Below are 12,392 nucleotides of genomic sequence, written 5' to 3'. Positions count from 1 at the left end.
TTCATGAGTCTTCTAGCCGAGCAGGCCGCCGATCACCCGGCCGCCGCCGTTGCCGCCGCTCCCGCTGCCGCCACCACTGCCGCCGGTTCCGCTGCCGCCCGTGGTGCCGCCGTCGGCGCCACCGCCCGTCGTGCCACCGCCGGTGGTGGTGCCGCCGCCCGTGGTGCCGCCCGCGCCGCCGCTGGACGTCGGTCCCGCGCTGGTGGTGGGCGCCTGCGGGGGCGGGGGCTGCTGCTGCGTCGGGGCCTGGCCCGCCGTGCTGCCCTGCGTCTGGCTCGGCCGCTGGACGTCCGGGCCCACCGAGCCGGTCTCGCGGACCGTGCCGGGCGTCGTGGTGCCGGCGGACGGCCCGGCGGAGCTGCTCGCCGACGGGGCGGGGGTCCGGCTGGCCGGGCTCTGCGAGGCGCGGCCCGTGCTGCTGCCGGTCTCCTGGGGCAGCGGGGCCCCGGGGAGGTGGTTGGTCGGGTCGTCGTTCGGCCCCGGCACCGTCACCAGGTCCGAGGAACGTACGGCCCCGCCCAGCATCGAGCCGATGAGCAGTGTCAGTCCGACGACCAGGGTGGCGACGACGGCGCCGCGCCGCAGTACGCGCCGCCGCAGCTCCCAGAGTTCCGAGCGCGGTCCGAGCTTGCGCCAGGCCTCGCCGGCGAGCCGGCCGTCGATGGAGTAGACCGGCGCGCCCGCGATGATCAGCGGCGACCAGGCGGCGAGGTAGATGATGTCGGGCGCGTCGTACGCCGGTACGGTCTTCCAGCTCACCGTCATGAGCAGCGCGGCGGAGAGCAGGGTCCCGAAGCAGGCGGCGACGCGCTGCCACAGTCCCAGCACCGTCAGCACGCCGACGACGACCTGGAGGAACGCCACGGTCAGGCCGGCGCCCACCGGGTGGCTCAGCGCGAAGTCGCGCAGCGGCTCGGCGAGGGCCCAGGGGTGCAGCGACGTAAGCCACTTGACCATGGAGCCGCGCTCGCCGCCGTCGAAGTAGACGGGGTCGCAGAGCTTGCCCATGCCGGCGTAGATGGAGATGAAGCCGAGGAACACCCGGAGCGGCAGGAGCACCACGCCGAGGTTCATCCGCCGCCCGGGGTAGTACGCGTGCCGGACCGCGTCGGCGCCGCCGCGCCGCGCGCGCTCACCGTCCGCGCCGTACTCGTAGTCGTCCTCGTCGTAATCGTCGTCGTCGAACTGGCGGGCGTAGGCGTCTTCGCCGTCCCCGTCCCGCTCAGGGGTGTCGTACGCGCCGACGGTCTGCCTCATCCTGGGCAGCATCTGCGTCATGGGCGGCTCGGACCTGCGCGGCCCCACGACGGTGGGGATCGCCGCGGTGTCCTCTGCGCTCCCGGCTTGCTCGCCGACGGAGATACGGGGGATGACCTGCGTGGCGCCGCTGTCGGCCCGCTCGCCGACGGAGGGGGCGGAGGAGGAGTTGCGTACGGCCTGGAGGAGCCCGGTCGCGCCGGGGTCTCCCGGCTCCGACTTCCCGCTCCAGACGACGGGCGCACGCCGTCGGCTCGCGGCCGCACCGGCCATCGCCGGAACGCGCGCCGTTTCCCCCAGCCCGCTGCCCACACCGCCCGCCCCCGCGTACGGCGGGACGGGCCGTCGGCTCTGGGCCGGGGCGAGCTGCACGCGGAAGCTGGCGTGGTTGACGATGACCTGCGCCGGATCGCAGGGCACCTTGACCATGCTCAGGGCGGGCTGATCGTCGAACCCGGGTGTTCTGGTGTCCACACTCATCTAACCGAGTGACGTGTACTTAGGACACTGCCTTGACGCTCCGAATCTGTCCGAGACCCGTCAAGACACCCTTACCGGGACATAACAGACTCTGCCCACAACCCCGCTCAGCGTCGGCGCTGCGCCGCTTCCCACAGCACGATCCCCGCCGCGACACCGGCGTTGAGCGACTCCGCGCCGCCCGGCATCGGGATGCGGACCAGGTAGTCGCAGGTCTCGCCGACCAGGCGGCCGAGGCCCTTGCCCTCGCTGCCGATGACGATGACGACCGGGCCGCCCAGCTGCTCCAGGTCCTGGACCGTGTGCTCGCCGTCCGCCGCCAGGCCGACGACCGTGACCCCGGCCTTCTGGTAGCCCTCCAGGGCGCGCGTCAGGTTGGTGACGCGGGAGACCGGCGTACGGGCCGCCGTACCGGCGGAGGACTTCCACGCGCCGGCCGTCATCCCCGCCGCACGGCGCTCCGGCACGACCACGCCGTGGCCGCCGAACGCGGAGACGGAGCGGACGATCGCGCCGAGGTTGCGCGGGTCGGTCACGCCGTCGAGGGCGACGATCAGCGGGTCCTCGTGCTTGTCGTACGCCGCTGCCGTGAGGTCGTCCGGGTGCGCGTACTCGTACGGCGGGACCTGGAGGACGAGGCCCTGGTGGTTCAGGCCGTTCGTCATCCGGTCGAGCTCCGGACGCGGCGCCTCCATCAGGTTGATGTTGCCGCGCTCGCCCGCGAGCTGGAGCGCCTCGCGCACCCGCTCGTCGTTGTCGATGTACTGCTGGACGTACAGCGTGGTCGCCGGGACGCCGTCGCGCAACGCCTCGAAGACGGGGTTGCGGCCGACGACCATCTCGGACGTGCCCTTGGCCCCACCACGGCGGGGAGCCGGACGGCGGACCGCGGCCTGCTTGGCCTTGGCGGTGGCGATGCGGTTCTTCTTGTGCTTCTTACGGGCTTCGGCGGGCGGCGTCGGGCCCTTGCCTTCCAGGCCGCGGCGTCGCTGGCCACCGCTGCCGACCGTAGCGCCCTTCTTGTTGGACGTGCGGCGGTTCCTGCGCTGGCTGTTCCCGGCCATGACCTGTTACCTGTTCCGTTGCTTCAGACGTATGTACGTATAAGTGAAAGTGTGCCGCCCGGGACACCGGACGGCACATCGCGTGTGCCGCGCACGGTGCCCGGCCCGCCGCTCAGCGCGATCCGAGGCTCCAACGCGGGCCCGACGGACTGTCCTCGATGACGAGGCCGGTCTGCTGGAGCTGGTCCCGGATCGCATCGGCCGCCGCCCAGTCCTTGCGGTCACGGGCCGACTGCCGCTGGTCGAGTACGAGGCGTACGAGCGTGTCGACGACCCCGTGCAGGTCTTCGCCGCGCTCCGTGCCGCCGCCCGACCACTGCTCGGCGAGCGGGTCGAGACCGAGGACGCCGAGCATGGCCCGTACCTCAGCCAGCCGTGCGACAGCCTCGTCCTTGTCGTCGGCGGCCAGCGCGGAATTGCCCTGGCGCACGGTGGTGTGGACGATCGCGAGCGCCTGAGGGACGCCCAGGTCGTCGTCCATCGCCTCGGCGAAGGCCGGCGGGACCTCGGCCGCGGGCTCGACGTCGCCCCCCGCCTTCTCAACGACCCGCTGGATGAAGCCCTCGATGCGCGCGAAGGCGGACTCCGCCTCGCGCAGGGCTTCCTCGCTGTACTCGATGGTGGAGCGGTAGTGCGGCGTACCGAGGTAGTAGCGCAGCACGATCGGGCGCCACGCCTTGACCATCTCGCTCACGAGCACGGAGTTGCCGAGCGACTTCGACATCTTCTCGCCGGCCATGGTGACCCAGTGGTTGTGCACCCAGAACTTGGCGAAGTCGTCACCGAAGGCCTTGGCCTGGGCGATCTCGTTCTCGTGGTGCGGGAAGATCAGGTCAATCCCGCCGCCGTGGATGTCGAACGCCTGGCCCAGGTACTTGTGGGCCATCGCGGAGCACTCCAGGTGCCAGCCGGGACGCCCGCGTCCCCACGGGGTCTCCCAGCTCGGCTCGCCGGGCTTCGCGGCCTTCCACATGGCGAAGTCGCGCTGGTCGCGCTTGCCGGTCTCGCCTTCGCCGGAGGGCTGGAGGAGATTGTCGAGCTCCTGGTTGGAGAGCTCCAGATACCCCGGGTACGACCGCACGTCGAAGTAGACGTTCCCGTCGGCCTCGTACGCGTGCCCGCGCTCGATGAGGCCGCGCATCATCTCGACCATCTCGGTGACGTGCCCGGTGGCGCGGGGCTCGTACGTCGGCGGGAGGCAGCCGAGGGCGGCGTAACCGTCGTTGAAGGCGCGCTCGTTCTCGTACCCGATGGACCACCAGGGGCGGCCCTGCTCGGCCGACTTCTTGATGATCTTGTCGTCGATGTCCGTGACATTGCGGATGAACGTCACGTCGTAGCCGCGGTAGGTGAACCAGCGGCGCATGATGTCGAAGTTCAGCCCCGACCGGATGTGGCCGATGTGCGGGGCGGCCTGCACGGTAGCGCCACAGAGGTAGATCGAGACGCAGCCCGGCGTGAGCGGGGAGAAGTCGCGAGTCTGCCGGGCGCTGGTGTCGTACAGCCGAATAGTCACTACACCAGGGTAGTGGGCGGACGACAGTGCCTTGCGACCCTTGCCGGTACTGGGGGGAAGTGTCCTGCGGAGCTTTTCCCCACCCCCTTCCCGAACTGGGGGCAGGCCCCAGCCCCCAGACCACACAGACGCCCTACGGGCGTGTCCTCAAACGCCGGACGGGCTGGATTTGCCGCTTGCGGCAACTCTCAGCCCTCCGGCGTTTGAGGAGCGGGGTCTGGGGCGGAGCTCCCACGCGGCGGAGCCGCAAAATGTCACAGCGGGAAGGGGCGGGGTGGGGAAAGGCCCGCCGCAGGCGCCGACCACTCAACCCGTACGGACCACCAGCGCCGTGGCGATGGCGGCCAGACCCTCGCCCCGGCCCGTGAACCCGAGCCCGTCCGACGTCGCGGCCGACAGCGAAACCGGCGCACCGACCGCCGCCGAAAGCACCTTCTGCGCCTCGTCCCGCCGCTTCCCGATCTTCGGGCGTACGCCGACGACCTGGACCGCGACATTGCCGATCGTGAAACCTTCGGCCCGTACGATCCGCGCCGCCTCCGTCAGCAGCGTGATGCCCGACGCGCCGGCCCACTCCGCCCGCCCCGTGCCGAAGTGCGCGCCAAGGTCACCGAGTCCAGCCGCGGAGAAGAGCGCGTTGCAGGCGGCATGCGCGACGACATCGGCGTCCGAGTGGCCCGCCAGGCCGGGCCCCTCGCCCTCCCAGAGCAGACCGCCGCACCAGAGCTCGCGGCCTTCCTCGAAGGCGTGGATGTCGGTTCCGATCCCGACCAGAGGGAGCAAGGGCATGTCAGAAGCCATCGTTGGCCCTCCTGCGGGCAAGTACCGCCTCGGCCAGGACCAGGTCCAGCGGCCGGGTCACCTTGAATGCCTCTTCGTGGCCGGGTACGACCACGACCCGCACCCCGAGCTGCTCGACCATGCCGGCGCAGTCGGTGGCACCTTCCCCGCTCGCCGCGACCGTCTCGTGCGCGCGCACCAGCGTCGCCCGGTCAAAGCCCTGCGGAGTCTGTACGGCGCGCAGTCGTGCCCGCACGGGCGTGGCGACGACCGGCTCGGGCTCGCCCTTCTCCCCGGGCTCGACCTCCTTGACGGTGTCGGCCAGCGGCAACGCCGGCACCACGGCCGGCGCGCCGTCCCGTACGGCCTCGATGACCGAATCGACGGTGTCGACGGGCACGAGCGGGCGGGCCGCGTCGTGCACCAGCACGGCGGTGATGTCGGCCGGGAGGGCTTCCAGCCCGAGCCGCACCGACTCCTGGCGGGTCTCACCGCCCGGTACGACCAGGAAGTCCGTTCGCTCGGGCAGCGCGTGCTCGCCGAGGAGGTTCTTGACCTCGACGGCGCCGTCCTTCGGGGCCACCACGACGACGAGCGACACGGCCCTGGAGTTGGCCATGGCCCGTACGGCGTGGATCAGCATGGGGGTGCCGTTCAGCGCACGGAGCGCCTTGGGGGCGCCGGGGCCGAGCCGTACCCCGCGGCCGGCCGCGGGGATCACGGCGGCGGTGCGCGGGGTGGGCGTGGGGCGCGATTCGTCTGTCATCGGTAGCTCCGGGGCCGACAGCTTCGGGGACGGGTTTGGGTCCGCCAGGTTTGTGTCCGCGGCCTTCGTGGGTATGGCCACAGCGTGCCGGGCGCGACGCCTTGACCGGCCCCTTCCGTGACGACTGGTCGAGCCAGCTGCCCGGGCCCGGCACACCAGAGAGGCACCTGGGATCACACACCTGGGATCAGGGGCGCGCGGAGGAAAAAGCGGAGAAAGCAACATGCCGCAGCGCCCCGCTGACAAGGGCTGGAGAACCTTGTCAGCGGGCACCACGGCATCGTTACTCATGTTTGGGTATCAGGAGAGGAGCCCCTGGACCCGGAGTCAGGACGCGAGGACCTCGTCGAGCAGAGCCTCGGCCTTGTCTTCATTGGTGTTCTCCGCGAGTGCGAGCTCGCTCACCAGGATCTGGCGCGCCTTGGCGAGCATGCGCTTCTCACCTGCGGAGAGACCGCGCTCGCGCTCACGGCGCCACAGGTCGCGCACTACCTCGGCGACCTTGATGACATCACCGGAGGCGAGCTTCTCGAGATTTGCCTTGTAGCGCCGGGACCAGTTCGTCGGCTCTTCGGCATAAGGTGCGCGCAGCACCTCGAAGACCCGGTCGAGCCCTTCCTGACCGACTACATCGCGTACACCGACGAACTCCGCATTGTCCGCAGGCACACGAACAGTCAAGTCACCCTGGGCAACCTTGAGCACCAAGTAGGTCTTGTCCACACCTTTGATCTGGCGAGTTTCGATAGCCTCGATCAGTGCGGCCCCGTGATGGGGATAGACCACGGTGTCGCCAACCTTGAACGTCATGTGACAGGTACCCCTTCCGTGGCTATCCAGAGTAACACGGAAACGGCTTCTTCTGAATGGCGTTTCCGCAGGTCAGGGCATATCTCGGGGCTTGACAACAGCAACAGGAACGTGCTGCGCAGGCCTTCCGGAAGCGGGTATTCGCAGGTCGGAGCGGCTGTGCGGGCGGAGAGAAACGCGTACGTTACACACACCGCAGAGCTCTCCGAAGGGGCTGAACGTCCCGGTTTGCCGGGTTCCAAGCGGTGAACTTGATGTACTCCGTTCGGTGATCGGTCACCCGTTCGGCCGGAATCCGGAATTGATCAGTGGCGGCGGTGATCAATTCTCCGGACCCCCATACATTCCTTACGGATAATCCGCACTCGGGACGCACGCACGTCCTCCCCGCGTTATGTGACCGGCGTACGAAACAAGCGTCCCGGCCTGCGGCGGCCGGTACGGGCGGGCCGGGTGGGGCGGGTCGGGTGCGAGGGCCGGACGACGGCTCGGTAACCTAAGCGCGCTGACACACCCTTAGGGCGGCTTTACGCCGCTCGAACCCGTCTAACAGGAGATGCCTCCACCGTGAGCCGCAGCCTTCGACGCGGTGCCCTCGCCGCCACCGCCATCGTGTTCTCGATCGCTTCGCTTGCCGCTTGTGGTGCGGGCAACGACGCGCAGACGCTCGGGGTCAGGCCGGACAACGCCGCGACCACCGTCGACGACATCAAGATCCAGAACGCGACGATCGTCACCCAGCCCGAGGTCGACGCCGAGGGCCCCGCGGTCGTCACCGGGATGGTCTTCAACAACGGCACCAAGGCAGAGACGCTCGAATCGATCACGCTGCCCGGCACCAGCGCCAAGGTGAAGCTCAGCCCTGCCAAGGGCTCCGGTCCGCTGACCGTGCCTGCCGGCGGCTCGCTCCTCCTCGGTGGCGACGGCAACGCCTCCGCCGTCATCCAGAAGGGCAGCGAGGCGGCGAAGGCCGGCGACGCGCAGCCCGTGCGCTTCGAGCTCAGCGAGACCGGCGCGGTCGAGCTGCGGGCGTTCGTGGTTCCGGCGACGCACTACTTCAAGGGCGTCGGCCCGAGCGAGCTGCCGAAGCCGCCGGCCCAGGCGCCGTCCGGCTCGGCGACGGGGACCCCCTCGGGCACCGCTTCCGGCAGCCCGGCCGGCACTGTGTCGGGCACCCCGTCGCAGTCGGCTTCCGGCGCAGCGGGCGTCACCGCTTCTGCCGACGCCGATGCCGACGCCGATGCCGACGAGCACGGCGCGGGGCACTGACGCCCGTACCTGCACAGCATGTTGATGGGGGCGCCCCGCCGGTCCGTACCGGCGGGGCGCCCCCATCAACATGAGCAGACTTCGGTTTACGGCTCGAACTTGTAGCCCAGGCCCCGCACCGTCACCAGGTACCTCGGCGCGCCCGGGTCCGGTTCGATCTTGGCTCTGAGGCGCTTCACGTGGACGTCGAGGGTCTTGGTGTCGCCCACGTAGTCCGCGCCCCAGACGCGGTCGATCAGCTGCATGCGGGTGAGGACCCTGCCCGCGTTGCGCAGCAGCATCTCCAGGAGGTCGAATTCCTTCAGCGGGAGATCGACCTTGCCGCCGCTGACCGTGACCACGTGACGGTCTACGTCCATACGCACCGGGCCGGCCTCCAGGGCCGCCGGGGTGACCTCTTCCGGCTCTCCGCGGCGGCGCAGGACCGCGCGGATGCGTGCGACCAGCTCCCGCGAGGAGAAGGGCTTGGTGACGTAGTCGTCGGCTCCTATCTCCAGACCCACGACCTTGTCGATCTCACTGTCCTTGGCGGTCACCATGATGACCGGAACATTGGAATGGCTGCGCAGCTGACGGCAGACCTCGGTTCCCGGCAGGCCGGGGAGCATCAGGTCCAGCAGGACGAGGTCGGCGCCGTTGCGCTCGAACTCGTCGAGTCCGTCGGGGCCGGTGGCCGCGATGGCGACCTCGAAGCCCTCTTTGCGGAGCATGTAGGACAGGGCGTCGCTGAAGGATTCCTCATCCTCGACGACGAGCACTCGGGTCACGGAAGGACCTCCGGGGCAGGAATGGGTTCGCGATCAGTGGTCTCGTACGGGCCGGCGTCGTGCGGGGACTCATCGACGCCGTCCGGGCGCGCGACCGATGACCGGTCGCGTGCTGCGGCTGCCTCGGGCAGTCGCAGGGTGAAGGTGGAGCCCTGTCCCTCGGAGCTCCACACCGTGACCTCCCCGCCGTGCGAGGCGGCCACGTGCTTGACGATGGCCAGGCCGAGGCCCGTGCCTCCGGTGGCCCTGGAGCGGGCCGGGTCGACGCGGTAGAAGCGCTCGAAGACGCGCTCGCGGTCCTTCTCGGAGATGCCTATGCCCTGGTCGGTGACGGCTATCTCGATCAGGTCCCCGCCGGGGGCGGAGATCCGGCGGCCCGCTATGCCGACGCGGGTGCGGGCCGGGCTGTAGTTGACGGCGTTCTCGACGAGATTGCCGAGGGCGGCGGCGAGCTGGCCGCGGTTGCCCCAGACGTGCAGGCCCTCCGTGCCGCCCGACGCCATCGTGATGTTCTTGGTGGACGCGGCGTGGCGGCTGCGGTCCATGGCCTCGGCGACCAGTTCGTCGACGCGGACCGGTTCGGCGTCCTCCAGCGGGTCGTCGTTCTGGACGCGGGAAAGATCAATGAGCTCTTGGACCAGATTGGTGAGGCGGGTCGCCTCGATCTGCATGCGGCCCGCGAAACGGGTAACCGCCTCGGGATCGTCCGAGGCGTCCATGACGGCCTCGGAGAGCAGCGAGAGCGCACCGGTAGGAGTCTTGAGCTCATGGCTGACATTCGCGACGAAGTCGCGCCGTACCGCTTCGATGCGGCGGGCCTCGGTGAGGTCCTCCACCAGGAGCAGCACGAGGCGCGAGCCGAGCGGGGCGACGCGGGCGGAGACCGCCAGCGCCTCGCCGCGGCCGGTGCCGCGACGCGGAAGGTCCAGTTCGACCTGGCGTATCTCGCCGTCCCTGCGGGTGTCGCGAGCCATGTGGAGCATCGGGTCCACGGCCAGCTTTCCGCCCCGGACCAGCCCGAGGGCGTACGCCGCCGAGCTGGCCTTGACGACGCTGTCGCTCTCGTCCAGTACGACGGCGGAGGAGCGGAGCACGGACAGCACGGTGTCGACGCCCGGCGGCAGCACCGCGTTGATGTCGGGGCGCATGGAGGACCTGGTGGGCCTGGCCTGCTCACGCTCGCTCCAGCGGAACGTCAGCACGGCGATCACACCGGTCAGCAGACCGGCGATCGCTGCTGCTGCGGCGACTGCCGCGTTCACGTCCATGCACCCAGGTTAAGCGGGGGCTACGACACTCCCCCAGCCAAATGGGTGGCCGCTCGAACACTCGTCGCTCAGAGTTCATCGAGGGGATGGGGCTGGTTCACTTGGGGTGCCGGAATCGGACGCGTAACGGACAGAACGTGGGAGCGTGGGGTTCAGAGGCCTCAAGAAAGACAAGAGAGGGACTTTCATGCGCGACGCGTACCACGAGGAACTTGACTCGATCGGTGAAGCCCTGGTCGAGATGGCCCGGCTCGTCGGGTCCGCGATCGGGCGGGCCACCACATCCATGCTCGACGCGGACCTCAAGCTCGCCGAGAGCGTGATTGCCGCCGACCAGAAGGTCGACGATCTCCAGCACGAGCTGGAGGCGCGCGCGATAGCCCTGCTGGCCCGCCAGCAGCCGGTCGCGACGGACCTGCGGATCGTCGTCACCTCGCTGCGGATGAGCGCCGACCTGGAGCGTTCGGGCGACCTCGCCCAGCACGTGGCGAAGCTCGCCCGGCTGCGTTTCCCGGCCTCGGCCGTACCGCACGACCTGCACGCGACCATGCTGGAGATGGGGCAGCTCGCGCAGCGCCTGATGGCGAAGGCGGCGGAGGTCATCACCACGAAGGACGTCGACCTCGCGCTCCAGCTCGAGCACGACGACGACGAGATGGACCTGCTGCACCGCACGCTGTTCCAGCACCTGATGGACGACCGCTGGAAGCACGGCATCGAGACGGCGGTCGACGTCACGCTGCTCGGCCGTTACTACGAGCGGTTCGCCGACCACGCGGTCTCGGTGGCGAAGCGCGTGGTGTACCTGGTGACGGGTGAGCACGCGGACGAGCTCCAGGCAGCGGCCGCCGCGGCGGCGACGCCACCCGCGCAGGGCGAGTAGCCCCAGTAATAATCGGAGCATTGCGCGTGTGCGCCGTTGATGCGCCCGCCGGAGTGGGCATCCAATGGGCAGCAGGAGTACGCCACGTGCGCCTTCGAGGAGGATCCCCATGGCCGATTCCCACACGCCCAACTCCCAGCAGGAACCGCCGGTTGAAGTGGTCCACCACCGTCTCGCGCTGCCCGTCCTCGGCGCCTGCGGGTGCGGGTCAGGCTGCGGCTGCGGCTGCCAGTCGGGCGCGCCGTGCCAGTGCGGCGGCTGCTGCGGCTAGGGCGACCGGTGAGTACGGAAAGGGCCCCGTCCGCTGAGGACGGGGCCCTTTCCGTACCGACTTGACCCGGCTTGACCCGACTTGGCCTGCTTACGCCGCGTCGTCGTCGTACTCACGCTCGTCATCGTCGTCGTCGTCCTCAAGGCCGAAGTTCTCCGGCACCTCCAGCATCGCCTCCCGGAACTCGGGCCGCGTCTCCTCCATGGCCGCCTCCCTGAAGAGCGCCGCGAGCCGGTGACGGTCCTCGGCAGAGAGCCTGCCGAGGTGGTCGGCGACGTCTTCGAACCAGGTCGTCGCCAGATCCGGATCGACGTCGTCCTCGTCCGTCAGGTCGATGGCTGTGACCAACTGCGCCATGGCCGTGGCCAATGTGGTCAGCAGGGTGTCGCTCATATCGTGCGCTCGCCTCTTCGTCAGGAACCTTCACGTCACACAGCACGAGCCCCCCGCCGCGGAAAGTCCGCGCCAGGGGGCTCGAAACCCTGCGTGTTACTTCTTCTTGCCCTGGTTCTTCACGGCCTCGATGGCGGCCTTCGCGGCCTCCGGGTCGAGGTACGTGCCGCCCTTGGTGACGGGGCGGAAGTCGGCGTCGAGCTCGTAGTAGAGCGGGATGCCGGTGGGGATGTTCAGGCCGGTGATCTCCTCGTCGGAGATGCCGTCGAGGTGCTTCACCAGGCCGCGCAGCGAGTTGCCGTGGGCGGCGACCAGGACGGTGCGGCCGGCGAGCAGGTCCGGGACGATGCCGTCGTACCAGTACGGCAGCATGCGCTCGACGACGTCCTTGAGGCACTCGGTGCGCGGGCGCAGCTCGCTCGGGATCGTCGCGTAGCGCGGGTCGTCGGACTGCGAGTACGTCGTGCCGTCTTCGAGGACCGGCGGCGGGGTGTCGTACGAACGGCGCCAGAGCATGAACTGCTCCTCGCCGAACTCGGCGAGCGTCTGCGCCTTGTCCTTGCCCTGGAGGGCGCCGTAGTGGCGCTCGTTCAGGCGCCAGGAGCGGTGGACGGGGATCCAGTGGCGGTCCGCGGCCTCCAGCGAGAGCTGGGCCGTGCGGATGGCGCGCTTCTGGAGCGAGGTGTGGAGGACGTCGGGGAGCAGGCCGGCTTCGACGAGCAGCTCACCGCCGCGCACCGCCTCCTTCTCGCCCTTCTCGGTGAGGTTGACGTCCACCCATCCGGTGAACAGGTTCTTCGCGTTCCATTCGCTCTCGCCGTGACGGAGGAGGATCAGCTTGTACGGTGCGTCGGCCATGCGTACGAGA

13 protein-coding genes are annotated in these 12,392 nt (G+C 69.9%); 3 read left to right on the top strand and 10 right to left on the bottom strand.

Annotated features, from left to right (window positions below):
* Positions 1 to 12: 12 nt before the first annotated feature.
* From J7E89_RS34455 to J7E89_RS34430, 6 genes are all read right to left on the bottom strand, one after another.
* Positions 13 to 1,737 (bottom strand): DoxX family membrane protein, encoded by a 1,725-nt coding sequence (locus J7E89_RS34455; protein WP_214979401.1) that lies wholly within the window; start codon positions 1,735 to 1,737, stop codon positions 13 to 15.
* 107 nt (positions 1,738 to 1,844) lie between these two features.
* Positions 1,845 to 2,801 carry a 23S rRNA (guanosine(2251)-2'-O)-methyltransferase RlmB gene (gene rlmB, locus J7E89_RS34450; protein ID WP_214979399.1) on the bottom strand — a complete coding sequence of 319 codons (957 nt, stop codon included), beginning with the start codon at positions 2,799 to 2,801 and terminating at the stop codon, positions 1,845 to 1,847.
* Positions 2,802 to 2,913: 112 nt separating this feature from the next.
* Positions 2,914 to 4,317, bottom strand: a complete 1,404-nt coding sequence (gene cysS / locus J7E89_RS34445; RefSeq protein WP_214979397.1) for a cysteine--tRNA ligase — start codon at positions 4,315 to 4,317, stop codon at positions 2,914 to 2,916.
* Positions 4,318 to 4,623: 306 nt separating this feature from the next.
* Positions 4,624 to 5,118: a 2-C-methyl-D-erythritol 2,4-cyclodiphosphate synthase gene (ispF, locus tag J7E89_RS34440; protein WP_214979395.1), complete on the bottom strand. Its 495-nt coding sequence runs from the start codon at positions 5,116 to 5,118 to the stop codon at positions 4,624 to 4,626.
* Positions 5,108 to 5,863: a 2-C-methyl-D-erythritol 4-phosphate cytidylyltransferase gene (gene ispD / locus J7E89_RS34435; RefSeq protein WP_214979393.1), complete on the bottom strand. Its 756-nt coding sequence runs from the start codon at positions 5,861 to 5,863 to the stop codon at positions 5,108 to 5,110. The genes ispF and ispD overlap by 11 nt, the downstream gene beginning before the upstream one ends.
* A 327-nt stretch (positions 5,864 to 6,190) precedes the next feature.
* Positions 6,191 to 6,673, bottom strand: a complete 483-nt coding sequence (locus J7E89_RS34430; RefSeq protein ID WP_006380568.1) for a CarD family transcriptional regulator — start codon at positions 6,671 to 6,673, stop codon at positions 6,191 to 6,193.
* 567 nt (positions 6,674 to 7,240) lie between these two features.
* Between J7E89_RS34430 and J7E89_RS34425 the strand changes: the two genes are divergently transcribed.
* Positions 7,241 to 7,942, top strand: coding sequence for a DUF461 domain-containing protein (locus tag J7E89_RS34425; protein WP_214979391.1), 702 nt, complete (start codon positions 7,241 to 7,243; stop codon positions 7,940 to 7,942).
* A gap of 86 nt (positions 7,943 to 8,028) precedes the next feature.
* On the opposite strand, the gene J7E89_RS34420 is transcribed toward J7E89_RS34425, so the two are convergent.
* The gene (locus J7E89_RS34420) at positions 8,029 to 8,709 is read right to left on the bottom strand and encodes a response regulator transcription factor (RefSeq protein ID WP_214979389.1); all 681 of its coding nucleotides are present in this window, start codon (positions 8,707 to 8,709) and stop codon (positions 8,029 to 8,031) included.
* A complete protein-coding gene (locus J7E89_RS34415; protein ID WP_214979386.1) occupies positions 8,706 to 9,977 on the bottom strand; it encodes a cell wall metabolism sensor histidine kinase WalK in 1,272 nt (423 codons plus the stop codon). Before J7E89_RS34415 ends, J7E89_RS34420 begins: the two co-directional genes overlap by 4 nt.
* A 187-nt stretch (positions 9,978 to 10,164) precedes the next feature.
* Between J7E89_RS34415 and phoU the strand changes: the two genes are divergently transcribed.
* A complete protein-coding gene (gene phoU, locus J7E89_RS34410) occupies positions 10,165 to 10,860 on the top strand; it encodes a phosphate signaling complex protein PhoU (protein ID WP_214979384.1) in 696 nt (231 codons plus the stop codon).
* 109 nt (positions 10,861 to 10,969) lie between these two features.
* Positions 10,970 to 11,131 (top strand): hypothetical protein, encoded by a 162-nt coding sequence (locus J7E89_RS34405; RefSeq protein ID WP_214979382.1) that lies wholly within the window; start codon positions 10,970 to 10,972, stop codon positions 11,129 to 11,131.
* Between the two features lie 90 nt (positions 11,132 to 11,221).
* Here the strand turns inward: J7E89_RS34405 and J7E89_RS34400 are convergent, their stop codons facing one another.
* Both J7E89_RS34400 and J7E89_RS34395 read right to left on the bottom strand, forming a co-directional pair.
* On the bottom strand, positions 11,222 to 11,524 hold the full coding sequence (locus tag J7E89_RS34400; protein ID WP_214979380.1) for a hypothetical protein: 303 nt from the start codon (positions 11,522 to 11,524) through the stop codon (positions 11,222 to 11,224).
* 96 nt (positions 11,525 to 11,620) lie between these two features.
* Entirely contained in the window at positions 11,621 to 12,382 is a 762-nt protein-coding gene (locus J7E89_RS34395; RefSeq protein ID WP_214979379.1) for a phosphoglyceromutase, read from the bottom strand.
* Positions 12,383 to 12,392: the final 10 nt, after the last annotated feature.

It is taken from the genome of Streptomyces sp. ISL-100, assembly GCF_018614615.1.
GTDB lineage: Bacteria > Actinomycetota > Actinomycetes > Streptomycetales > Streptomycetaceae > Streptomyces.
The sequence above is the reverse complement of the archived record's forward strand: the minus strand, read 5'-3'. Positions and strand labels throughout refer to the sequence as shown.